General features: G+C 44.1%; 20 protein-coding genes, 1 pseudogene and 1 riboswitch. Of the genes and pseudogenes, 20 read left to right on the top strand and 1 reads right to left on the bottom strand.

Annotation, left to right across the window (positions count from 1 at the left end):
• The 5 genes from ADS79_RS15285 (at window position 1) to ADS79_RS15305 (ending at window position 6,874) form a co-directional block, all read left to right on the top strand.
• Window positions 1–1,032, top strand: a complete 1,032-nt coding sequence (locus tag ADS79_RS15285) for a serine hydrolase domain-containing protein (RefSeq protein WP_236699993.1) — start codon at window positions 1–3, stop codon at window positions 1,030–1,032.
• A gap of 20 nt (window positions 1,033–1,052) precedes the next feature.
• Entirely contained in the window at window positions 1,053–2,003 is a 951-nt protein-coding gene (gene nrdF / locus ADS79_RS15290) for a class 1b ribonucleoside-diphosphate reductase subunit beta (protein ID WP_049739302.1), read from the top strand.
• A gap of 134 nt (window positions 2,004–2,137) precedes the next feature.
• Window positions 2,138–3,472 (top strand): SMI1/KNR4 family protein, encoded by a 1,335-nt coding sequence (locus tag ADS79_RS15295; protein WP_049739303.1) that lies wholly within the window; start codon window positions 2,138–2,140, stop codon window positions 3,470–3,472.
• A 151-nt stretch (window positions 3,473–3,623) separates the two neighbouring features.
• A riboswitch (cobalamin riboswitch) is annotated at window positions 3,624–3,820 on the top strand.
• Between the two features lie 268 nt (window positions 3,821–4,088).
• Complete coding sequence (gene metE / locus ADS79_RS15300; protein ID WP_049739304.1) at window positions 4,089–6,377, top strand: 5-methyltetrahydropteroyltriglutamate--homocysteine S-methyltransferase; 2,289 nt, start codon at window positions 4,089–4,091, stop codon at window positions 6,375–6,377.
• Between the two features lie 20 nt (window positions 6,378–6,397).
• A complete protein-coding gene (locus tag ADS79_RS15305) occupies window positions 6,398–6,874 on the top strand; it encodes an acyl-CoA thioesterase (protein ID WP_049739305.1) in 477 nt (158 codons plus the stop codon).
• Between the two features lie 200 nt (window positions 6,875–7,074).
• Here ADS79_RS15305 and ADS79_RS15310 read toward each other — a convergent pair whose 3' ends face one another.
• Complete coding sequence (locus ADS79_RS15310) at window positions 7,075–7,545, bottom strand: SgcJ/EcaC family oxidoreductase (protein ID WP_049739306.1); 471 nt, start codon at window positions 7,543–7,545, stop codon at window positions 7,075–7,077.
• A 168-nt stretch (window positions 7,546–7,713) separates the two neighbouring features.
• Between ADS79_RS15310 and ADS79_RS15315 the strand changes: the two genes are divergently transcribed.
• The 15 genes and pseudogenes from ADS79_RS15315 to ADS79_RS15380 all read left to right on the top strand — a co-directional run bounded on the left by ADS79_RS15315 (window position 7,714) and on the right by ADS79_RS15380 (window position 25,272).
• Complete coding sequence (locus ADS79_RS15315) at window positions 7,714–8,067, top strand: SH3 domain-containing protein (protein WP_236699994.1); 354 nt, start codon at window positions 7,714–7,716, stop codon at window positions 8,065–8,067.
• Between the two features lie 225 nt (window positions 8,068–8,292).
• Window positions 8,293–9,450: a GNAT family N-acetyltransferase gene (locus ADS79_RS15320; protein ID WP_236699995.1), complete on the top strand. Its 1,158-nt coding sequence runs from the start codon at window positions 8,293–8,295 to the stop codon at window positions 9,448–9,450.
• Between the two features lie 405 nt (window positions 9,451–9,855).
• Entirely contained in the window at window positions 9,856–11,379 is a 1,524-nt protein-coding gene (locus ADS79_RS15325; protein ID WP_049739308.1) for a carboxypeptidase M32, read from the top strand.
• Window positions 11,380–11,512: 133 nt separating this feature from the next.
• Window positions 11,513–11,731 (top strand): annotated as a pseudogene (locus tag ADS79_RS36120) (IS5/IS1182 family transposase); the annotation flags it as partial.
• Between the two features lie 63 nt (window positions 11,732–11,794).
• A complete protein-coding gene (locus tag ADS79_RS15330; RefSeq protein ID WP_049739309.1) occupies window positions 11,795–12,142 on the top strand; it encodes a hypothetical protein in 348 nt (115 codons plus the stop codon).
• A gap of 842 nt (window positions 12,143–12,984) precedes the next feature.
• The gene (locus ADS79_RS15335; protein ID WP_409362439.1) at window positions 12,985–14,607 is read left to right on the top strand and encodes a sigma-54 interaction domain-containing protein; all 1,623 of its coding nucleotides are present in this window, start codon (window positions 12,985–12,987) and stop codon (window positions 14,605–14,607) included.
• Window positions 14,608–15,055: 448 nt separating this feature from the next.
• A complete protein-coding gene (locus ADS79_RS15340) occupies window positions 15,056–16,015 on the top strand; it encodes a beta-keto acid cleavage family enzyme (RefSeq protein WP_049739311.1) in 960 nt (319 codons plus the stop codon).
• Window positions 16,016–16,106: 91 nt separating this feature from the next.
• Window positions 16,107–17,051 carry a 3-hydroxyacyl-CoA dehydrogenase family protein gene (locus ADS79_RS15345; RefSeq protein ID WP_084765896.1) on the top strand — a complete coding sequence of 315 codons (945 nt, stop codon included), beginning with the start codon at window positions 16,107–16,109 and terminating at the stop codon, window positions 17,049–17,051.
• Window positions 17,052–17,214: 163 nt separating this feature from the next.
• Window positions 17,215–17,619 carry an acyl-CoA thioesterase gene (locus ADS79_RS15350; RefSeq protein WP_049741003.1) on the top strand — a complete coding sequence of 135 codons (405 nt, stop codon included), beginning with the start codon at window positions 17,215–17,217 and terminating at the stop codon, window positions 17,617–17,619.
• A 37-nt stretch (window positions 17,620–17,656) separates the two neighbouring features.
• Window positions 17,657–19,282: a peptide ABC transporter substrate-binding protein gene (locus tag ADS79_RS15355; protein WP_049739313.1), complete on the top strand. Its 1,626-nt coding sequence runs from the start codon at window positions 17,657–17,659 to the stop codon at window positions 19,280–19,282.
• Between the two features lie 64 nt (window positions 19,283–19,346).
• Window positions 19,347–21,062 (top strand): gamma-glutamyltransferase, encoded by a 1,716-nt coding sequence (locus ADS79_RS15360; protein WP_049739314.1) that lies wholly within the window; start codon window positions 19,347–19,349, stop codon window positions 21,060–21,062.
• A gap of 35 nt (window positions 21,063–21,097) precedes the next feature.
• A complete protein-coding gene (locus ADS79_RS34955) occupies window positions 21,098–21,520 on the top strand; it encodes an aconitase X swivel domain-containing protein (RefSeq protein WP_049739315.1) in 423 nt (140 codons plus the stop codon).
• A gap of 29 nt (window positions 21,521–21,549) precedes the next feature.
• Complete coding sequence (locus ADS79_RS15370; protein ID WP_049739316.1) at window positions 21,550–22,818, top strand: aconitase X; 1,269 nt, start codon at window positions 21,550–21,552, stop codon at window positions 22,816–22,818.
• A 1,279-nt stretch (window positions 22,819–24,097) separates the two neighbouring features.
• A complete protein-coding gene (locus ADS79_RS15375) occupies window positions 24,098–24,535 on the top strand; it encodes a MarR family winged helix-turn-helix transcriptional regulator (RefSeq protein WP_049739317.1) in 438 nt (145 codons plus the stop codon).
• A gap of 95 nt (window positions 24,536–24,630) precedes the next feature.
• On the top strand, window positions 24,631–25,272 hold the full coding sequence (locus tag ADS79_RS15380) for a CPBP family intramembrane glutamic endopeptidase (protein ID WP_049739318.1): 642 nt from the start codon (window positions 24,631–24,633) through the stop codon (window positions 25,270–25,272).
• Window positions 25,273–25,373 lie beyond the last annotated feature (101 nt).

Below are 25,373 nucleotides of genomic sequence, written 5' to 3' on the forward strand. Positions count from 1 at the left end.
ATGGACATGCAGTTGAAGCGGCAAGAATCCGATCGATTCCAAGAGGCACTCATTCACGTGCAGGACACATATAACACCGTTGTGGGGACAGGGGCGGCATTTTTGGTCATCCATAACGGTGCTATTGTTTGTGAGCAGTATTGGGGCAGACAGGGTACTGATGCACATGCGCGGGCGATTCAGCCAGACACGCAGTTCCATGTGGCATCCGTGCGCAAGAGCTACATCGGTTTTGCGGTTGCCTATGCGGTTTATCATGGGCACATTTCTTCCATCGACGATCCCGTGATGAAATATTTGCCGGAGCTTGATTCCCTGTTGCTGAATGGGACGACACTACGGCATTTGCTGACACATACCCACGGTCTTCACATGAAAAATGATGAGCTGATCAGGGAGTTCGCACCCGGTTTGAGCTGGTCCTATCGCGGAGCGGGAATTGACATGCTTACGCGCATCGTGAAAGAGACGACAGGAAAAACCGTTGCGCAAGTTTTGTCTGAGAACGTCTTCGAGCCATTAGGCTTTACGCAATCAGGGTGGTACGGCACGATGCATGACAAGCTGGTTGACGTCATCCGGCTGCCAAACGATACGAGCTGGCGAACGAGCGAGAGTACGGCTGGTGACCAGATGAATATGTATGTTTCCACGCGGGAGTTGGCTTATTGGGGGTACCTCCACCTCAATCAGGGGATGATCGATGGAAGGCAAGTGGTTGACAAAGAAATGTTCGAGCTGGCCACTTCTCTTCAAAGCCCGGAATTAAGGGATAAGAATTTGCCGCAAAACGGTTATTTGTGGTTCGTGAAGGATTTGCCTGCCAACCTGACAGAGATCGGTGATCATGTGCCAAAAGATTCGTACCAAATTCTTGGGTATACTGGTGTGACCTTGCTGGTTATTCCACACCATGAGCTTGTCGCTGTGCGTATGTTTAACAGTTTTGGTTCACCTCCAGGCTATGATTATTTGGCAGATGTCAGAGGCTTTGGAGATCGGATCATGCAGTGTATAGAAAAAAGTAAGTAAATAGAGAAGAGGAACGCCACATGAAAGCTGTCAATTGGAACAGGCCAGACGACGATTTTACTATGACATTTTGGAACCAGAATATTATGCAGTTCTGGACCGATGACGAAATCCCACTCTCTGACGACAAAATGTCCTGGATGGAGCTGAGTGCTGCTGAACGGGATACATACAAAAAAGTATTAGGTGGCCTCACCCTGCTGGATACCATACAGGGAGGCGTGGGCATGCCTAAAATTATGGAGCATGTCGATGGCTTGCAGAGAAAAGCAGTTCTCGCTTTTATGGGCATGATGGAGCAAATCCACGCGAAATCGTACAGCAGCATTTTTACCACATTGGCTGCGACCGAAGAAATTGATGATATTTTCAGCTGGGTGGAGAAAAATCCATACCTGCAAAAGAAAGCTGCCCTCATTTCTACTCGTTATCAAGAGATTCATTCCGACAAGGATCTATATATGGCGATGGTGGCCTCTGTTTTCCTGGAAAGCTACCTGTTTTATAGCGGCTTTTTCTATCCGCTTTTCCTGGCAGGGCAAGGAAAAATGACAAGCAGTGGCGAAATTATTGACCTGATCGTACGCGACGAGAGTATTCATGGCTTGTATGTAGGCGTATTGGCGCAGGAAGTATTCCAACGCCTCAGTGTCGCTCAGCAGGCTGAAGCCAAAGAAGAGCTGTATGCCCTTCTGCATGAGCTGCATCAAAATGAAGAGGCGTATACGACATCTCTCTATACCGAGATTGGTCTTGCTGAGGATGTTTTGTCTTATGTGCGCTACAATGCGAACAAAGCGCTGATGAATTTGGGACTCGATCCATTTTTCCCGGACGAAGAAGTCAATCCAATCGTATTAAACGGCATTCGTACGCATACCAAGCAGCATGATTTCTTCTCGAAAAAAGGTAATGGCTATGTGCGTACACTGAATGTAGAGCCGCTTTCAGACGACGATTTTACATTTTAGCCACGAATCATCATTGATAAAACAAAATACGACTTAACCATACACACACACAAAATAGATCAAAAATTTTGTGTGTGTATTTTATTACGCAGGTCTTTCGTTTTGACAGAGGAAAAAGGTAGCAGGAGGGGATCATGAATAATCGTGAGCTTACCGAACAGTGGATTTCCATACTTGAACGTATAAAAATGACGGATGGCGAAATCATCGAACTCACAGCAGACGCGCCCGCAACCGAACAGGAAATTCTTTCAGTGGAAGCAAAGCTGGGCATCCAGCTCCCAAAAGACTTCAAGCAGGTGCTGATGGAGTGGTCCAAGCATCTTTATTTTCGATGGATGCTATCCGATGAGGTCATACTACCGGATGAGTTTAGAGAGATATTTAGTGGAGAAGTAGGCTGGAATCTGGAGTGGCTCCAATATTGGGACGAGGATATTGCGAAAGAAGAGTACGCCAGCAGCTTAGCAGGGAAACTCACTTTTTTTCATGTGGGTAACGGTGATTATTTAGCACTGGATGAACAACATGATAGTGAGGCACCCGTGGTCTATTGGGATCATGAGACAGATGAAGCTACCCTTCTTGCTGCTTCCTTTTCGGAATACGTAAACAAGATGACAGAGCTAGGCTGTATTGGTGCCGAAATGTGGCAGTATGAATGCTTTATAGGATCGGACGGGATTGAAACAAACACGGATATAGCACATCGTTGGAGAGGATGGTTTCAAACCTTTTTAAGTCTACGATTTGAAGATGCCAGAGGGTCGCTTGATTCCATCATTCCATACATTTTGTACCACGGTGCAGTAAACAGCAGAGAAGTTTCAGCACTTCAATCCTTTCGTCATGACGAAATTCTTCATCACGTACAGAAACGGTTATCCACTTGCACGCCAAAGGAAACCAAAGCATTGTGTATGATCGTCGGAGAAGCAGTTAAAGAAGATGCCGAAGCGTGGGTGAGGGAACTATGGACGGAGCCGGGAACGATAGATCCAGTGGACCGATCCTATTTAACAGCAAGGTGCTTGCCTCACGATGAAGCATACCAGCTCCTTGTGAATTTCGTAGAAGAAGCTTCAGGAGAAGAGATTGAAGGCTACGAGGCATTGCGGCACCTATCTGCACTTGAATCCAATCGGGTGATCACCTGGCTTGAGAAGAATTGTCGATTGCCTGCAACGAATGGCTGGGCTGCCTTATTCGCCATTTCAAAACCGTCCTGGGACGATCTGAATCATTGGGCTGAATTGGAGCCGCGGCATCGCCTGACCATCATACATGGACTAGATGAAATGATTCGTGAACAGAATACCTACAATTCCACACAAGGAAAGGTTTATGGAGTGCCAAGCAAGGATGAAATGCTGGGCTTTCTAGGGAGATTACATGATGAAGAAATCCTTAACACCAAGAAAGCGATTATTCGAAAGATTGTTGATCAGGTGGATAAGATTTTACTGTAGAGCATTAGTGGCCCTGTTGTTACGTAAGAATTTTACAATTACAAGTCTCTTTCAGTAAAAGTATGACATGACAAAACAAGGTTTGCATGTTACTGTATGAAAAGGATATTGCCAGCTAGTCTTTAGGGGTACATGCTTTTCTTTTTACAACTGGATATGAGTGGGAACAGGTTCCTTGGTGATAGATCACGCAAGGATGAAAAGGGAAGTCGGTGAGAATCCGACACGGTCCCGCCACTGTATGAGGGGAATCGACACAGCGATAAGCCACTGATCCAACCGGATTGGGAAGGCGTGTGTAGATGATGATCCTCAAGTCAGGAGACCTGCCTGTTTCGACGACACTGCTTAACCTACGGGAGATAGGGAGGTGTTAGGATGCTGTGATCTCAGTGCTTATTAGGCATTTCTAACGTTCTTTTTGATCGTTGGAGATGCCTTTTTATCATGTAGGAAAGTTTAGGTGCTTCACCATGCGGAAGCGTCATTGATTAAACTTTTCCGGAATGCATAAAAACCTTCCATTAAAACGCGGTCGCACCTCTATGAGAAGTCATCGGTAAAGGTTTTTTTATGTGGGTGGACTCAAACATGAGAGAGAATGGAGAGGAAATTCATGAAAAGCAGCAATTTGGGATATCCACGAATCGGCGAGCAGCGCGAGTGGAAAAAGGCATTGGAATCATTTTGGGCGGGGGAGCTTGCTGAAAACGATTTGGTAAAGCAAATGGAGCAAATCCGCAATCGCCATCTGCAAAAGCAACAGGAAAAAGAAATTGATTTGATACCAGTTAATGATTTTACATTTTATGACCATATGCTGGACATGGCCGTGATGTTTGGTCTTGTTCCAAAACGATATGATTATGATGGAGGTCCTGTTTCGCTCGCTACCTATTTTGCAATGGCACGGGGAAATGAATCAGCTGTTGCTGGCGAGATGACGAAATGGTTTACGACAAACTATCACTACATCGTTCCTGAATTCGGTGACAGACAACCTGCTGTAACGGAAAACAAACCACTCCTCGCGTATCTCGCGGCAAAGGAAACGCTCGGGCTTCAGGGCAAGCCGGTAATTGTGGGGCCATACACATTCGTAAAATTATCCAAAGGCTATGCACCGGATGATTTCCACAAAACCATTGAGCAAATCGTTCCTCTCTATAAGCAAGTATTGCAAGAGCTTGAGCTGCACGGAGTAGAGTGGGTACAAATAGACGAACCGGCTTTTGTAATGGAAACAACTGACCAGGACTTGCAAGTAATCGCACGTGTGTATCAGGAGCTGAGCCAAGCACTCCCACACTTGAAGCTCATGCTGCAGACATATTTTGAAGCAGTAGATTGGTACCAGGAGCTGGTCGCTCTGCCTGTCCAAGGAATTGGGCTAGACTTTGTACAAGGCGTAGAAAAAAATCTGTCAAATCTGAAAAAGCATGGTTTTCCAAAAGACAAAGTGCTTGCAGCCGGGATCGTCGATGGTCGCAACATTTGGCGCTCTTCGTTGGAGGAAAAATGGCAGCTCGTTACGAGTATCACAGAGAGTGTTTCGCAGGATCGATTGTGGTTGCAGCCGTCATCGAGCCTTCTGCATGTCCCAGTGACCGTTGAGAGAGAGACGGATCTGGTTGAAGAGGTTAAAAAGACGTTAGCATTTGCAGACGAAAAATTGGGCGAAGTGCAACTATTAGTCCAAGGATTCAGATTTGGAAAGTATATTATCTCCAAGCAGATAGCTGAGAATGAAGCTGCCCTAACGCAATTGCAGTCGTCTCCAGCACGAAATCGTTCGGAAGTGAAGCAGGCTTTAGCAGAACTGGATAAAACGACAGCAACGAGAAATGTACCATTTCATGAGCGCAAAGGAATCCAGCAGGAAGCTTGGAAACTCCCATTACTCCCTACGACAACAATCGGCAGTTTTCCACAGACGACAGAGGTTCGCAAGGCCAGACAACAGTTTAAAAAAGGTGATTGGTCACCTGAGCAGTATGAATCCTTCATTCAGGAGCAAATTAAGGAATGGATTGACATTCAGGAAGATATTGGATTGGATGTTCTGGTACATGGCGAGTTTGAACGAACAGACATGGTCGAATTTTTTGGGGAAAAGCTTGGCGGATTTCTGTTTACGAAAAACGGCTGGGTACAATCGTATGGTTCTCGTTGTGTAAAACCACCAGTCATTTACGGGGATGTCGAGTTCCTCGCACCGATGACGGTAAAAGAAAGTGTTTATGCCAAGTCGCTGACCGAAAAGCCAGTGAAGGGCATGCTGACAGGACCAGCCACCATCTTGAATTGGTCGTTTGTCCGTGATGATATTTCAAGAAAAGAGGTTTGCGAGCAGATCGCGCTGGCACTGAGAAAAGAGGTAGAGGAGCTCGAAGCTGCGGGCATCCACATGATTCAGGTTGACGAACCAGCCTTGCGCGAAGGGCTGCCTCTGAAGCCAGAAGACAGGAAGAGCTATATTGATTGGGCGGTCAGTGCATTTCGTATTGCAACGTCATCCGTTCAACCAACTACGCAAATTCACACACATATGTGCTATTGCGAATTCCATGACTTCATTGACGTCATTAGTGATCTCGATGCCGATGTGATTTCAATCGAGACATCCCGCAGTCACGGGGAACTCGTTTCCGTATTTGAAACCTGCACCTATGACAAAGGAATCGGACTTGGTGTCTACGATATTCATAGCCCGCGTGTTCCAGCTGTAGGTGAAATGGAGAATATGGTGACACAGGCACTCGATGTGCTCCCTGCATCGCAGTTTTGGATTAATCCCGACTGCGGACTCAAGACACGTGGAAGTCGAGAAACGATACTTTCCTTGAAAAATATGGTAGAAGCGACACGTGCGGTTCGCGATCGCTTGTCTGCAACAAGCCAATAACAACGTGAGGAGTTGGACAGATGCTAGTGCAATCTTGCCCCGTTCAGCAGTCTAGAACTTATTTAACAGATCTCGTCTTCCCACCAGACACCAACCATCATAATACCATTTTCGGGGGAAAAGTGATGGCCTATGTGGACAAGATTGCCTGCATCGCCGCGATGCGACACTGCCGTAAACCGGTCGTTACGGTGTCCAGCGATTCTTTTGATTTTCTCGCTCCAATCAAAACAGGCGAAGCGATAAACCTCGAAGCCTATGTAACCTGGACACATCGTACATCCATGGAGGTATTCGTTAAGGTCGAATCAGAAAATTTGTTAACGGGTACCAAACGGATGACGGCCAGAGCCTATCTGACGATGATTGCTCTGGACGAAGAGGGCAAACCGACGCTCGTCCCCGCTGTTGTACCCGAGACTGAAGAGGAGCAGCTCCAGCATGAGAAGGCGAAGGAGCGTTATGAATTGAGAAAGAAGCGGAAAGCCGAAGTATAGAAAGAGCTGCCTATGAAAACCCTCGCCCAAATCGGTAGAGGGTTTTTCCCTGAGTACTGAGAAAAAGGAGACCGAGCTGGAAAACACGCTCAAGATCCATTTACCCAAGAAGACAACGATAAATTTATCAATAGGATGAAAGGAACTTTACAGATGAAATTCCAAGTGGCTTTCCTACGGAAGCCCACCGCCGTCGCTTCTTACAGCATCGTTTTCAATTCGTTCGTAAATTGCTGCACGAGTTCAGGTCTGCCATGGAACTGAGCAGGCGTATTTTGGAACAGTACAACCTGCCAGACTTCTTCTATCCGAACCACTACGAAGCTATGATGAGCGTTCAGTTCTGGTTTTAGCTCCGCTTTTCCAGCTGGAATCATGCCAGCCAAGGCTCGTAAAATCATAGCTCCATGACTTAACCGCCGAATCGATCTTATTTTGGTAACGTACGAAGGAGTCGGGTGATGCGCAAACACTTCTTGCAGGTGCTTCTGAATCTCTGTTTTTCCTGTAAATTGCGTGCCATCAAAGCCGATCATTTCACCATCTGGAGCAAAAGGCTCGCTCATAAGATCGGCTTCGCGTTTGTTCCAGCCCTCGATGACCTTTTGATACAGTGCCAGCACACGATTTTCATCTGTAGATGAAGACTGGTCCGGTGAGTAGAAGTCCATTCACGATTCCTCCAATTCCTGCAAAAATGCATGTAGCCTCTCTGCATGTAAGAATATCATAAATGCCCAGCTTACAGAAAAAGGAGCCGCAGATTACGGGTTGCGTTTATGAAAAATATTCTTTTATAATAAGAATGTATGTTCGTAAATGGAAGGGAGATATCATTCGTGAAATTATATACCGTGAGGACTCCGCATCAATCAAACTATCCGAACCCAATTCGTCTGGAGGTTGGACAGATGGTCATATTGGGTAAACTGGACGATGGACCGGAAAATTGGCGTAACTGGCGATATTGCTACACCTTGGACCGACAGTCGGAGGGCTGGGTACCCGAGCAATTCATCGAGAAAAAGGGAGAGCATGGTGTAATCACGGAAGCTTATTGTGCTCATGAACTGACGGTGAGCGGTGGAGAGCAAGTCAGGTTCTTTCGCGAGCTGAATGGATGGGGGTGGTGTCAATTAAACAGTACAGATGAAGAAGGCTGGATACCGATGGAGTGTTTAACAGAATGCTAGATAGCCTTTGTCCAAATCCAAAGATAATGGCTACTTGCAATATTTGTAAATTTTATCCATAATGAAAATACATAAGGCTTTTCAATCATCTATGATGCTATCTTTTTACGTTGTTGAAAGGAGTGATGATGTTTGCATACGGACAAACAAATCAAGAAGCAAGTGAGAGGCAAGCAAATTTAGTAAGAGAGCTACCTCTCATTGCTTATGGGAGGAAAATAGATCATGATGTTTGCACAAAGAATGAAGCAGGGCATGGAGCTTTCCGGTGAGAGCTTTCATAAAGTGGCACATTTATTTGCATCCTTGTCACATCATCTGTCGATCCGCGGTGTGATTACGGGTGTGTTGCCAGGCAGAGTGTTTCTGGCGCATGACGGAACAGCAGCCATTTTGACAAGTCCACAAGGAATCTTTTTCGGAGGCAGTTCTGATAATAAGTTGTTTCTAAATGAAGCGGCTTTGCTGCTCAAGGAAGAGCTGTTGCCACAGCTGGCTACAGAGGAGCAGCTGGATTATGTCTTGTTTTATCCACAGGACGGATTATGGGAAACAGCACTTGAAGCAGCATTGCAAGAGCTATTGCCGATGAAAAGCGGACGAATGACATATAGGCACGATCTGATCAATCAAAATGAACACCTGGAGGAAGATATTGTACCAGTAAATGCTTCTTTCTTGAAGCGTCAGGATTTAGTGGGATTGGACGATTTGATTTCTGAAATTCTGCAGGGCTGGGCTTCTGTTGATGACTTTGCCGAAAAAGGCTTCGGTTGTGCAGTCGTTCAAGACACAAGCGAAGGGCCAACAATCATTAGCTGGTGTCTGACGGATTGGGTCGTCGATCAGGCTTGTGAATTCGGTATAGAAACCGATGACAGCTATCAGAGAAAGGGTTGGGCGCGGAAAGTCGCGCTAGGTGCGCTCAAGCTTGCCAAACAGCGAGGCATCACAAGCGTTGGCTGGCAATGCTGGTCAAGCAATATAGGCTCACAAAAAACAGCTTTGTCTGTTGGATTTAAGCTAGAAGCAGATTTTTCAGTCCTGTTCGGGTGGAACCGCCCGTTAAACAATTTACTTGTAAACGGAAACCACTATATGCGTGGAGATCAGAAATATGGCGTGGAAAAAGATTACGCCCGTGCAGCAAGGTGCTACGCCGAAGCTCTGGATCAGGGCTGGGACTGGAATGGGGATGCTGCTCTGTATTGGAATGCAGCTTGCCTGTTTTATTTACTTGGGGAGATGGAGCGTGCAGTCCATTACTATCGAACAGCAGTAGAAAAAGGCTGGATCGACTATCTTCAGCCTCATTATCACGACTGCATTTACAGAGAAGAAAATAGTGAACAGATCAGACGCATTTTGGCAAAATCGATATAAGATCAAATTACGGCAATTGAAAGTACCTCGTAGGAAAGGAACTCCTGAAGTCAAAGGAGTTCCTTCTTCGCGAAAATGGGATTACGGATTATTATTTTGAGACCCTTCTGAACCAAAGAAAGATATAGAGTTGCCCTCGGCTAGTAAACTATATCATTTCGATCAATGTTTACATAATTCTTAGAATTACATTCAAAGAAAGTACTGATGCGCTCAGGCTGTGAATTAAGAGGAACATACAGAAAGATGTCGAATTTCCTAAAAAAAGAAAACAGAATTGTTTGGAGAGATAACATTGTTATTAAATAATGCCATTCAGTTTGTCATCGTTAAAGAGCACTAGTAACTGTTCCAAGGGTAATCGTTTTTTACAGCCTTTATTAACGAAACAAGAGGAGGATTCACATGACGTCATCCGTATTGGAAAAACAAGTTAGCGCTTTTCGTGAATTAGCCAAAAAAATTGTGAGCTATGGTCATACACTAGCCGTTCTCGATTGGGATATGCGCGTGAATGGACCGAGTAAAGGTATGGAGTCCCGCGCAGAAATGATTGGTATTATGTCTGGGGAACATTTTAAACTCTTAACCTCTAAAGAAATGGAAGGCTATCTTGCCGACCTAATCGAGCCTGATACTTTGGCCTCGCTTGACCCTGTCACACGAGGAAGCGTTCTGGAGTGCAAGAAAGAATTTGAGAAAAATCAAAAGATCCCCGTAGACCGGTATCAGGAGAATGTTGTACTAACCACGCAATCTGCAACCGTGTGGGAACAAGCGCGTGCTAAAAACGACTTTGCTATGTTTCGTCCTTATCTGGAGAAGGTCGTTGCCATGCAGATCGAGTTTATCGACTACTGGGGCAAAAAGGGTGACAATGTGTACGATACTTTGCTAGGTCATTACGAAACAGGGATGACTGTCTCTCAGCTGGATAAGATGTTTGGGCTTCTACGTGAGAAAACGGTGCCTTTGCTACAAGCTATTTCCAATTCCGCCCATCAACCGGATACTTCTTTCTTGACCAAGTTCTTTGATGAGAAGCAACAGGAAGAGTTTGGACGCAGGATCATTGCGAAGCTTGGGTACGATTTCCAGGCAGGCCGTCTCGATCGTAGTGTCCATCCTTTTTGTACCACGTTTGGCTCCAGAGATGTACGGATAACCACTCGTTTTGATCCTCACTTCTTTAATATGGCGCTGTTTGGAACGATCCATGAAGCTGGACACGCGATGTATGAGCAAAACATCTCTCCTGACCTGTTTGGAACGCTTTTAGGTACAGGGACGTCTATGGGCATCCACGAGTCTCAATCTCGTTTCTGGGAGAATGTGGTCGGCCGCAGCCGGCCGTTCTGGAATCATTTCTATAAGGATCTGACATCTGAATTCCCTACTCAGTTTGCAGATGTGGATACGAAGCAGTTCTATCGTGGAGTCAATCAAGTAAAACCTTCGCTTATCCGTGTGGAAGCCGATGAACTTACATACAACCTGCACATTATGATTCGGTATGAAATAGAAAAGGGCCTGATCAACAAGACGTATGAGGTTGCTGATCTTCCAGAGATTTGGAAGCAAAAAATGAGTGATTATCTGGGGATCGAAGTGCCGACGGATAAGGAGGGAGTACTTCAAGACGTACACTGGTCGAGCGGGTTGTTCGGCTATTTCCCTACGTACTCCCTGGGCAACGTTTATTCGGCCCAATTTTTGCACACGTTGAAGAAAGCGATCACCAATTTCGATGAACACATCGAAAACGGCGAGTTTACACCGATTCGCTCGTGGCTCGTTGACAAAATTTATCAGTATGGCAAGCTGAAAAGTCCGAATGAGTTGCTGCAGGATGTTACAGGAGAGCTTGCAAATGCTTCCTATCTGGTGGAGTACTTAGAAAATAAATACAAATCAATATACCAACTGTAGATCTCCCGGTGTTTTCCTACTTTCAGTCAAGCTGGAAGAACTGCATGGTGATAATACTGTTTTTGTTAAACAAGACACAAGAAATAGCAACGAAATCTTGTATTCGAAGTGACGAGCGTCATTCCTTGATTGAATGCCTTGGGACAACTTCAACGATGGCACGACACTCACCGAAACGATGGGTAAGTACCGCAGCCGCATGGGATACTATCCGGCGGTCGTGCAGGCGGATCAAATCTAACGCACATGCGAGAACCGGAACTGCGGCAAATAGCACGGCATTTGGCTAAACGGACCGGCTTTAGGTCGACCGCCAAAGGAAAGCCAAACAAGCGAGCAGCGGCAACTTGCAACGGCTGGTTTATTATTAAAAAGAGACGCTCAGTTTTTCAACTCCCATGAGGAGGGTTATAAAGTGAAAATATTTAGTACGGCACCAGAAGGCAATGAATTGGCACAATATGTTGGAGTAGATTATATTAAGCTTTCTATTTCGACAATTGAGAGCGTAACTGATTGGATGAAAAAAAATGATAATATTGCTCAACCACTTCTGGCAAATATCGATATATTGTTAATGATTTCCCATAAATACACTACAGATGCCAACTTGTTGTTAGAAAAAAGAAAAATACAAGAATGGAAACAGGTTTTTAATGATTGGTTTACACGCTGTGAAAGTAAAATACCTGCTAAATATAGGGATGGCATTAAAGAAAATGGCGATGCACTTTTCGAAGAATTAGAACAATACGGACAATAATAATTTTGAAAAACCATCTGAAAAAGAATAGGTAATAAAGAGGTACCCAATAATAGGGTATCTCTTTGATTTTAGGATGACAGGGGAGTAATACTGTATCATAGATGTTCAGATTTTCTTAAAATGATTTTTGCCAAGTAAAGTCGAGCGTGTTAGAATAAAAAGCCTTCAGAAACTTTGCTATGACCCAGATGGGGTGATGAGATGGTTATTCGTCTTTTCTTCTCTATCTGGGTTATTTTGCATTCCCAGAAATTGAGGAGAATGGTCATCTGTAGATAAGGATTCATGAGCTGGAGAACTGATTTTAAATGAAAAAGGGGTAAGAATGTTAATAGTAATTGGGGCAGTTGCCTTACGTTTTCTCGCTTCAAATGAGTTTATGGGCAAAAGAAAAAAGGAATTCGCAACCTCAAAATGGAATTGTTATTCTCCAAATAACATGTCTCGGACTGATACGGTGTCTTAGAATCCGATATCCATCATTCGACAGATGTTACGCTCCTGCTGGATGGTGTGAAGGTTACGTACGGGGGGGTTGCCGGTTCAAAAACTAGGTCGGCTTCGGAATCCTGACCCATATCCTGGAAAGAGCGGCGAAAATGCTTCAAAACTAATGCGAAAATAGAAATCCGGGGGAAGCCGCCCCCTGAGGAACGCCACTCCCCGAAACCATATTTGGAATGGACTTATTCAGGAGCAACTAGTTACTAGTAGAAGGGGGAATTTTTGTGAAGCACAAATTTTCGAGCATTGATAAATTAATCAAAAGTAACTTTAAAGTTTTTGAATGTCCCCTAACAGATAAGCTTCTTGCAGAAAACGGGGACACTGACTTAGTCATTTTCGTTAAAAATAATGTAGGCGAGTTCTTTTATATCGATTCACCTCTGCCTCATCCTTCCACGAATTTATCCGTTCATTCCCTTCCCTTAAAAAAAACAGCAAGCATTTGTAAGAACGAAGAGATCTCGAAATTAATTGCCTTGCTAAGCGAATATGGATTACTAGTACTTCTAAATGAGTCAGGAGAGCCTATCGGTTATTTGCATTTCTCGAGTGTATTGAAGGAATTGTACGACTCCTATCAATATTTGGAAGCCTATTTTGATACGATATTAGATACGATTGACACATCAGTCTGTGTGATCGACGAGCAAGAGACTGTTGAAATTTGGACCAAAGAGGCCGAGAAAATATTTTCCATAAGTCATCAAGAGATTATCGGGAAAAAAATTATAGATTACTTTGACGTAAATAATCTGGAGATGCTGAAAACACTAAAAAACGGTAAGCCATTTTATAGGCATCAACATCAACCCCGCTCTGATCTATTCGTTTTAGTAAATAACAATCCGATTCGCTTGAAACAGAAGATCATTGGAGTTGTATCCGTTGACACGGACATTACCAGCCAGATTCGATTAAATCAGGAATTATTTAACTCGATTCGAAAGGTCCAGCATTTGGAGCAAGAAGTAACCAAATTAAAGCCGGCCAACGATCCTTTTCAAGGGATTAAAGGGAGTAGTCAAGAAATAGCAAGAACAATCGAAATGAGTAAGAAAGCTGCTGCTACGAACGCAACCATTCTTATTCTCGGGGAAAGCGGGGTAGGAAAAGAGTTAATTGCCAAAGCAATCCACGATTCCAGAGAATCAGCTGGTGCTCCGTATATCCCAATTAATTGCGGAGCGATCCCCCCTTCATTATTTGAAAGCGAGTTATTTGGATATGAAAAAGGGGCATTTTCCGGTGCCATCAATACTGGAAAGAAGGGGAAGCTAGAACTAGCTCAAGGGGGAACGCTATTTCTTGACGAGATCGGAGATATGCCATTGGATTTGCAAGTCAAATTATTAAGAGTTTTACAAGATAAGAGATTTTATCCAGTTGGCGGCACAAAGCAAATAGAGGCTGATTTTCGTGTGATTGCAGCAACCAATCGCGAATTAATCGACCTCGTTAAACAAGGAAAATTTAGAGAAGACCTTTATTATCGTCTAAATGTTATCACAATAAAAGTGCCGCCTTTACGTGAACGTAAAAATGATGTTATCGAATTAGTCCACCATTTTTTATACGAATTTTCGATACGGTATAATAAGCCGATTCAGGTCATTTCCCAAAAATTAATCCAAGACTTTTTACATAATGATTGGCCTGGAAATATTCGAGAGCTTAGAAATAGTATTGAAAGACTAGTCGTCTTCTCGACAGACGAAATGATTAGCACCAACGAGCATGTTCATCTTAGTGACGACTCAGGCCCCTCGATAGTTACTGACAACAGTACCTTTACGGATACACTTTCTACTCTGCAAGATGAATTAGAAAAATACGAACACAAAGTTATATGTCAAATGTTACTGAATGAAAATGGCAATCGATTATCCACTGCCAAACGCCTAGGCATTTCTAGAACGACGTTATACAACAGAATGAAGAAGTTAGGAATTATGTAATCTGCCTTTCCTCAAACAGTATCTGAATTTAGCTGCAAAAAGCTGGCGTCTTTTTTCGAAGACGTCAGTTTTTTTCTTTCTATCAAGCCATTTTTATTTTTACACACGGAGGTCAATCCACTTCATGAATCTCTATTCTGCAGGTAACAGTATAACTGTAAAGATACTTGAACAGTGTGCCGATTTCTGAACGTGAATTGATAGGAAGTGTTCATAAAATTGAACATGCTCAAAAGAAATAGTGAGACACGGTTGCGTTTTGTCCGTAAATAAACGTTGGCACATGAATTGCTACTTTTGCAATTTGACAGTTCTTTCGTGGTAATTGAAACCTGTCCATGAATACCAGATTGTCCGTTCAATCTCTTATATCAGGTGGTGATTACCAAGTCTGACTGAAAAAACTGGTGAAGAACAGCAGATAGCCAAACATGAAGGAGTGAGAAAAATGGATAACGATTACATTTGGAATTTCGCCAATAGTTATGATTGGATGGAACGAATTGGAAAATTACCCCCGTTAGTTGTTACTTGCGCTGTAAATGGTGGTATTCAAGGTAAGGAAGTGAATGCTAATCTTCCCGAAACTCCGGCGGAAATCGCCCAATCAGCGTATGAGGCTTATAATGCTGGGGCCAGTATCGTTCATATTCACGCAAGAGACCGCAATTGTATTTGGAAAAATGCCGAAAACCCGGAAGAGGTATTGGAGGTTAATGGCGCTGTTCGGAGCAAATGTAAAGAGATTATCATCAACAATTCTACCGGCTTGGGGTTTCAGTCTACTATGGAAGGCAGATTAAACGTCCTGGAGGCTAATCCAGAAATCGCTACATTAAATATGGGGCCGTTTATGGAAAGAGTGAAGTTCATTGAAAGAAGGTCGCCTTTGCAACATGCTCGTGATTCATTAGAAATCGATGGTGTTATTCCTTTTACTTATGGAGTTATTGAAAGTTTTGCCTCTCGTATGGCAGAAAAATCGATTAAACCAGAGTTGGAAGTGTATCAACCGGGGCATTATTGGACTGTCAAAACAATGATTACGAAAGGACTAGTCAAACCTCCTTACTTTGTTCAATTTGTCATGGGAACGCAAACTGGGATTTATCCTACGCCTCAAAACCTGCTTAATCTGATCAGTGAGTTACCTCATGATACCGTGTTTAGTACGATTGGAATCGGGAAATATCAATGGGCCTTGACTACCTTGAGTATAATGATGGGGGGGCATGTAAGGGTAGGGATGGAGGATAATATCTATGTAAAACGTGGCCAAAAGCTGAAAAGCAACGCAGAGGCTGTTGAAAAAATCGTCCGCATAGCCAAAGAGTTTAATCGTGAAATAGCTACGCCAGCCCAAGCACGGGAAATGTTAGGTATTTCTGCTATTCCCAAAACGTACTAAGCGCTAGGTGTCCGTATGAATGCAAAAGTTCGCGGCAAATAGGGTGAAAGGTTGAAAGACGGAGTAAAGCCTAGATGGAGAAGGTAACTACATGAATAGAGGGGAGAATATTATGCAAGAGGGTTTAGTCGAGAAAGTGGGAGTAGTGGGGCTGGGAGCCCAAGGGTGGCTGATAGCTTTTCGCTGTGCATCGGCTCATAAAGTTACATATGTCTACGATGTATCAAATGATAGTCTGAAAAAAGCACTCAACAATATACAGCATGTGTTTTCGACCTATGTAAATAAAGGTTTGTTGACAAGAGAGCAGGCAGAGGAAAAGTATCAAAAAATTCACGTGTGCAGTACTCTGGCTGAATGTGTGGTCGATGCAGATATTGTGATTGAAGCTGTTCCGGAAAATCTAGCATTAAAACAAAAAATTTGGCAGGAAATAGACGTGTTGGCCCCTCAGAGAACCTTGCTGGCAACGAATAGCTCGTCCATGTGCAGTTCGAAAATTGGAGCCGATGTCAGCCGAAAGGATCGCATGTTTAATATCAATTTGGGAGCGCCTGATAATATGGGCCCACCTGAGCTCGATCCTGTTGAATTTATGTATAACTCGGAAACGTCTGAAAACACCAAATTCATTGCCAAGAAATTTTTACATTCACTGCAGTGTATTATTTTTGAAACACATAAAGAGATTCAAGGCTTTTCCTTTAACCGTGTCTGGCGGGCAGTCAAAAAAGAGTGCTTGTTCCTGTGGGCGAATGGGTATAGCAGCCCTGAAATGATTGATCGAGCCTGGATGCTGGAATTTCATACAACATTTGGCCCTTTTGCGTTGATGGATCAGGTTGGGCTTGATGTTGTAAGAGATATTGAACAAAATTACTACTTCGAGACTGGTGATGAATCAGATAAGCCCCCGAAGGAACTGGAACAAATGGTTGCAAAAGGACACCTTGGAGTCAAGACCGGGAAGGGATTTTATCAGTATCCAAATCCAGTATATAAAGAAGCTGAGTGGCTTTCGAAAAAATGTTATTGAAAAAAAGAGTTTCAGAGACATTTGGAAGGGGAAACGAATGTCGGGAATGTTGGAACCAAGTTGATTCAAAAGATGACAGCGTTTACGTTTCCAATGTTGCTGAGTCCGTACTTCAAAGCGACGTCAATGTAACCTGATTGGAGAACGAAAGGGCGATGTGGACATGCAAGTAACAACGGAAATAAGGGTGAGAGTCACTGATCTGGATTTCCTCGGACATGTAAACAATGCTGTGTATATGCAGTATTTGGAGTGTGGCAGAGAAGAGTGGTACAGAGAAGCTGGGATCAATTACAATCAGCAAGCAGAGAGAGGGATAAGCACTGTAGTCGTTCATGCAGGCATCAATTATCGCAAAGAAGCAAGACAGGGTGAGAGGTTATCAATCAAGACGAAACCACTGCGAAGGGGAAAGAAAAGTTTTAGCTTTTATCAAGAGATTCTAAATGAACACGGAGAAATTGTTATTGATGCAACTGCCACAGAAGTTTGCTTTGACCTTAGAAACAGAATAAGCGTCACTATTCTGGCTGAGATAGCTGTCCATTTCGAGGGATTGGAAGAATGAGAGAAACAAATATAGTATCCTATCGGAGGGCTTGTGTATGAGGAAGAGTCTATTTGTATTGGTCTGCTTCATTCTCGTACTTGGCACGTCACTAACTGGATGTGGCAATCAAAAGGAAGAAGCGACACCGACAGCAAATAATGATAAGAAAAATTCAACAGAACCTAAGGTTTTAAACTGGAATTTGCATGCCGAACCTCCCACGGCTGACCCAGGTTTAGCATTCGACACGACTGCTATGGCCATTGCAAAAGCTCTTTTTGATGGTTTGACCCGCACAGGGGAAGATGGCAAGCCACATGAATCCGTGGCTGAAAAAATCGATATTTCCCCAGACTTGAAAACCTACACGTTTACACTTCGCGACACAAAGTGGAGTAATGGCGATCCTTTAACTGCTCACGATTTTGAATTTGCATGGAAGCGTGTACTTGATCCCAAGACCGCTGCTCAAGCGGCATTCCTCATGTACTACATCAAAAATGCGGAAAAGGCGAACAAGGGTCAGGCAAGCCTGGATGAAATCGGTGTAAAAGCCATTGACGATCGCACACTGCAAGTTACACTGGAAAACCCGACCCCGTTCTTTATTGAACTGACTGCTCACACGGTTTACCTCCCCGTTCACAAAAAGACCGTCGTAAGCGATCAGAACTGGGCTGCCGAAGCAAAAACGCTCATCGGAAACGGACCGTTCAAGATAGAAGGATGGGATCATAAAAACAAAATGATTTTGGCCAAGAACGAGAATTATTGGGATAAAAGCGCTGTAAAACTAGATAAAATCAATTTTTCCATGGTTGAGGATGAAAACACTGAGCTGTCTATGTATGAAAATGGCGATATTGATTGGGCAGGTTCTCCCATGAGCTTCTTGCCAACCGATGCCATGCCTGCACTGAAGGAGTCGGGCAAGCTAACGAGTCAGCCGTTTGCTGCAACCTATTGGTTTGCTTTTAATGTGGAGAAAGTCCCATTTACCAATGCAAAGATCCGTAAAGCATTTGCGTATGCAATCAATCGGCAAACGATTGTCGACAACGTATTGCAAGGAGGTCAACAGCCGGCATTGGGAGTATTGCCGCCAACTATGGCGCTAAAAGCAGACGGTTACTTTCCAGATAATGATACAGAAACAGCAAAAACACTGTTGGCCGAGGGGATGAAAGAACTGGGGATTTCAACCTTGCCACCGATAACACTTTTATTCAATACTGCGGAAATTCAGAAGAAGGTGGCTGAGGCGGCCCAAGATCAGTGGAGAAAAAATCTCGGTGTGGAAGTGAAATTGGAAAATCAAGAGTTAAAAGTTTACCTGCAGAATATGGCACAAGGGAACTTTCAGGTTGGGCGTTTGGGGTGGTCAGGGGCTTTCAACGATCCGATCAACTTCTTGGAATTGTTCAAAGAAAAAAATGCTCCTAACAATGCTCCGCATTGGGAAAACTCAGAATATATCGAACTCTTAAATCGGTCGGGAATAGAACCTGATCCGGCAAAAAGGAAGCAACTCTTGGCTCAAGCAGAACAAATTCTAATGAATGAAATGCCAGTCGCGCCAGTCTATTACTACACGTATTCCTTTGTGCATAACCCCAAAGTAAAAGGGGTTTTAATCGATGGACTGGGAAAAGTCGATTGGAAGTGGGCGGACAAAGAGTGAGTGAATGATTTGAATCATGCATGTTGTGTATTACACCATCTAAAATCGAAAGGATATGAGAATAATGATGAACCCACGAGAAATTAATTTATCTGACCCCAAATGGCTTCCAGGTAAAAAGCCGGTCATTAAAGGAGTGAGGGCATCAGCAAGCTCGGATAATGCGGTCGTCACTCACACGATGTTAAAAGTGATGGCGGAAGGAGGCAATGCCGTTGATGCCGCAATTGCCGGATGTATGGTTCAGGCAGCGGTCGAACCTTATATGACGAATCATACTGGTACTGTTACCTTTCTATGCTATAACGCAAAAGAAGACAAATATTATCAGCTTGATTCAATGGGAACGTTTCCATCAGATCTGCCGGCACATATGCCTGTACCTCAAGGAATGGGTGTATATGCGACGATACCACCGCGATCGGTTATTCCTGGTTTTATGCCCGGCTTAAAAGCACTATATGAAAAGTTTGCGACGAAACCATGGGCAGAGCTTTGTGAAGAGGCGATTTGGTGGGCGGAAAACGGGCATCATGTCTCATGCTTTGAATTTGAACTGAATGTTTTCGAAGAAGATTTTGTTACATTCTTTCCGGAGGGTAGAGCGTTTTATATGCCCAAGGGTCGCTTTCCTCATGTAGGAGAGAAGTTCGCTTCAAAAGAAATGGCTGAAACTCTAGGAAAAGTAGCGGAAGAAGGCCCAGATTATATGATAACGGGTGGATGGGCAGAGGCATTTATTCAGAAGGCAAATGACATGGGCTGGATGATCACAAAAGAGCATATGACAGAAACACCGGCCAGATGGATTGAGCCGCTCAGATTTAAAATCGGTGAGTATGAAATCGTCTCGTTAGCACCGCCACAGCAGCAAGGGATTTTTTTAGCATTAGTTCTTGGAATTTTGGAAAAACTGGGTATCGAAAAAGTAAAACCGTATTCGGCGGACCACATCTTCTACATGGCCCATACGCTAAAATTAGCACAAACAATGTGTGGATATAGTAGTGATCCAGAGGTTCTAAGCTTTGATGTGAACACATTTTTAGACGGACAATTTCACGAAAATCTTGCAAGACTTATAGAAGGGATGAAACCCAAAGTAGATTTGACGAATCACACCAGATTTACTACAGGATTTAGTGGTGGAGTATCATTCTTAGATCGATTCTCAGGTGCAGGGAAAATGCCAACTCCTAGACAAAACAGTCATCAAGATCAACCTTCGGGAAGCTGTGAACTAAGTATTGTCGACAGCGAAGGAAACTGGGTACAAATGATGAACACATTGCAATCTGGCGGGATACCCGGACAGGTAGTAAAAGGAATTCCAATGGTGGGCTCACACGCCCTACCTAATGTACAATCAAGCCACATGCAGTACTACCAGTCAAAAGGGGCCAGAATAAGGTGCGTCATCGGCAACACTATGGTGTTAAAGGACGGAAAGCCTGTAATGCAGCTTGGTACACCAGGCAACGTTCATGTATCAGTAGCCCAGGTACTATGTAACTACCTGTTCTTTGGAATGGAGCCTTATGAGGCGGTAGAAGCTCCACGAATGCTTGGTCTTCAAGAAGGTGGATCAATCGTTATCGAAGACAGAATTCCGGAAGAAGTGCAAAAAGAGCTCATGGCATTGGGATTGCAAATGAAAGTATCTGGCATATGGGATTATCACATGGGATCGTTCCAGATATGCTATCTCGACAAAGATACGGGTGAGCTGTGTACGTTTGCTGATCCGAGAAGATGCGGAGTTGCTGATGGGATAAAATAATCGGTTTGTGCTCCTCGGCAAAGGAAGTGGAAATCATGGCAATGATTGAGACGAAAGGACGTATCCTCACAAAGGGAAAGGCAGAAGGAACGATTATCGGAACAAATGTACCGTTAAGCTTTTGGGGTGGATTCAATCCGGCTACCGGAGTGGTTGTGGATCGTCATCATCCTCTTTGCGGTGTTTCGCTTGCGAATCACATCCTTGTTCTGCCAAAAGGACGCGGATCTTGCAGCGGAAGCGGTGTTCTATTGGATGCGATTGTTTCGGGGCATGCTCCTTCAGCAATTTTGTTAGCTGAAACGGATGAAATCGTAGCGCTAGGTGGTATTGTCGCCGAGGAGATTTTCTCCATGCAACTGCCCATTATCGTACTAGATGAAGCTCCATTCGAGCAGGCATTGCTTGCATCAACCGCCTGCATAGAAGAAGACGGGATCGTCATGCTTCGTTATTGAGTATTACTTTGGGCAGGGAGGTTTCATCTATGGGGGAAATTGAACTTTCACAACGAGATAGAGAACTACTTGCTGGAGCAGAAGGCACTGCCCGACAAATGGCAATGAGAATCCTGTTGCGAATGGCGGAGGTTCAAGGGGCAAAACAGCTCATTGATGTTACGCGAGCACACATCGATGGGTGTATCTATACGGGAGAAGCAAGTTTGCAATTTGCTGAGATGCTGGCAGACGCTGGAGGTCAGGTGCATGTGCCAACAAGTATGAACGCCATCTCAATTGACCGGAAAGCTTGGAGAACTCAAGGTGTAGACCCAGCATTCGCACACCTTGCAGATCGGCTGGCGACTGCCTATGAGCGCATGGGTGCGAAACCGACTTTTACGTGTTCGCCTTATCAATTGCCAGAGGCCCCTGTTTTTGGGGAGCATATCGCCTGGGCTGAATCGAACGCGGTTGTCTATGCGAATAGTGTGATCGGCGCGCGTACGAATCGATATGGAGACTTTATGGACATTTGTGCGGCTCTTACCGGAAGGGCTCCGTTAGCAGGGTTTCACCTTGACAAAGCCCGTCTTGGTACAGTGCTGATTGATATGCCGGAATACGAGAAGATCGATTCCACCTTTTATCCAGTCTTGGGTTATCTGATTGGAAGTCGTGTCGGGAGTGGTGTTCCTGTAATCCGCGGAATAAAGGAGAAACCATCAGCCGATCAATTAAAAGCATTTGGTGCCGCAGTTGCCACCGGTGGGGCAGTGGGCATGTTTCATATGATCAGGATCACACCGGAAGCTTCAACGTTGGAAGAGGCATTTGGTGGTTACCCGCCATTGAACCATTGGCAAATTTCTCCGGACGAGATCGCGGATGTTTGGCGAAAATTATCCACCGCATCAGAAAAGAAAGTTGATCTCGTCTTGATGGGCAGCCCCCATTTTTCATTTGAAGAATGTGTGGAATTGGCGCAATTGGTGGAGGGCAAACAGTGCCATCCCGATGTGAGATTTTTCATTACGACAAGTCACTATGTGTATGAAAAAGCAAAAGAAGCTGGAGTTGCAAAAAAAATCGAAGCGTTTGGCGCGACCTTCCTGATGGACATTTGCCTTTGCATGATTTCTACCACTGTTCCCCATGATTGCAAAACACTCATGACGAATTCGGGAAAGTTCGCACATTACGGTCCAGGATTGGTCGATCGAGAGATTTATTTTGGGGGCATGGACGATTGTGTGCAAACAGCGATCACAAGCAGCCCGAAGATCTCCATTCCTGATTGGCTTAAAATACCGTAAACTCGTTTCTGATTGGAAAGGTGGAGATGCCAACCCATTTCTTGAAGCAGGATGGCGGCGTACCCGGGTGGTTCGCCTGATGACGATCAACTCCGGAGCTTATTAAAGCTGCGAGTACCCTTACTTGGACAAATATAACGGGTCTTAGTTATGTTACCTTTGGAATAAAGACTTAAAATTCTTCAACTTCGCGAGCCAATCTCGTCATGATTAACGAATAGTTTCCGTTGAGTGCCGCTCTCTTATCGACCAGCTATACTTGATAAATGAAATGCAAAAACAGATAATCCAACTAGTTAGTTGAAATTAGATGGAGCTGTTTAAAATCATGCAAAAGAAGAAAAAGACGTATGATGCAGCCAGAACAAAAGACCGGATTCTTGATGCTGCAGAGGAGCTGTTTGCTGAGTAAGGGTATTCCGCTGCTCGTGTTGATGCGATAGCGAGTTTGTTCTGATATAACAAAATCCTTATATACGAATATTTCCAGGACAAACTAGGGCTGTACACTGGTGTGATTAAACGGGCTGATCAGTTGGGCAATACCGTTTTTGAAGGTATGGTAGGGGACTCCTTAAATGACACGTCAACGAGATCAGATCCGTCAAAATTCCGCTAGATGCTAGCAGACGACATACGGAACTCGTTTCAGTTTTTATTGAATCATCCGAGATATTTATAAATATATTTATGGGAAGCCGCTGAGGAGAAATGAGGGGAGATGCATCATGCATGCTCCCCTTTGTGCTTTTCCCATGTAAACAGAGACTACCATCCCCGCTTATAGCTCACGAGGGTGCCTCACACTAATCAGGTTCAAAGCCAATACTTATTTTGTCTACATAATTTTGTTAGCTGGACGACTGAAAATATCAATACAATTTTTCCGTATTTTACTTTTCGTTCATACTCCTACCAAGGTATAAGGTAAGAGATCAAATATCAACGGCCCGGAATAATGATGTAATGATGCAAACACTGTGCCCGCACTGCATTACTTCGATTCCGATCAAGACTACTCGTTGCCCATATTGCACATCGATGCTCAGGCAAAAGGGACAGAGCCTGCTCACAGCTTGCATTATTTTTGCGACATTAGTAATTTTGTCAAATAGTGGGCACTAAGTGGAGCCTGGCATAGGCACCCACCTAATTTATTCAGGGTGTAAGGGATGTGGGGTAAACAATGATGGCATCACTTGACATTTCCGTCGATTTAATATTCAATATAAATAAACAGTTTAAGTTGTTAAAGTGTTGTGAGGTGAGTACTTCTCTGATGAAGATAGAAACGATAAAAGAAACACTCAAAATGATGGATAAAATCAATGCCTTATTAGCAGAGGATTTTCAAGCCCTCTACCATTTTGAAATTACCCCAAAGCAATCCATCCTTCTACAGCAAGTACAGGAGCATAAAAAGATCACAATTGGTGAGCTCGCCAAGCATTTGAATATGTCACTTAGCTCTACAAGCCAGCTGGTAGCCAAGCTAGAACAGGATGGCTATGTAAAACGTGAAGTAAATCCAGCAAACCGGCGTGAGACATTTGTCAAGCTGGCAGAAAAGGCGAAACTGATGTATGCAGAGATCGAATCACTCGACGATGTCGTCATAGAAAAATACTTTTCGAAATTGGAAGAAGAAGAAATTATCCATTTCCAGCGATTCACGAACAGACTGCATGACTTGATACTTGCGGAAAAATCGAAATAACGAGAGCCTAATATGGCGTTGCAAAGGGGAGTTGGGGCATGGATTAGCTTCTGGCATTACTTTTATTCTCTTTGGCATTACCTGGTGTGCTAGCGATGCTAAAAAAAGAGCCGATACTAATCAAAGATACTGGTGGTGATGACATCCCGTATTTCGTTCGTTTCGTGAGCCACATGGTGCTCGTTATCCCAAGTGTTCTGGCTGGCGCCTGGTTATACAAGGATGCTGGCTTTTCAGCACCAACGCTTTCTGAGATTGGAACCATGACCTTCCTTATTTCCCTCCTATGCGCTGCCTTACATCTGATTTATTACTACGGTTATCTCGTAAAGGTCACTGATAAAAACGTGATTGCAAAGATTGATCGGGCAAGACAAATTGTAGGATTAGATACGAGGGTATTATATGGTGGGATTGTCGAAGAGCTGATCTTCCGCTGGGGACTCATGAGCACTCTCGTTTGGAGCATGAATAAGTGGTTAGCCAACAGTGATGCGAATTTGGTTAATTGGCTAGCGATCGCGATGTCCTCAATGCTGTTCGCTTTGATTCACCTTCCTGGAGCCCAGCAAACCGTCGGAAAGCTGACACTGCCCTTGCTTACGTATGCAATTTCAGCGAATTTCATTGTAGGTATTTGCTGCGGGTGGCTATTCTGGAAAAGTGGCTTGTTATCCGCTATCATTTGTCACATCCTGTTTCACATCGTCTGGTATGGCTTTGAAAAATCCAAATGAGCTCGTCCACAAGAGGAAGTATACTCACTCACAGTCGAAATAAAGCCATAATTCATCCATACACAGTGGCTTTTACAATCCTTGAATGGGTGTCCAATAAA

The sequence above is a fragment of the Brevibacillus reuszeri genome (assembly GCF_001187725.1).
Classification (GTDB): domain Bacteria; phylum Bacillota; class Bacilli; order Brevibacillales; family Brevibacillaceae; genus Brevibacillus; species Brevibacillus reuszeri.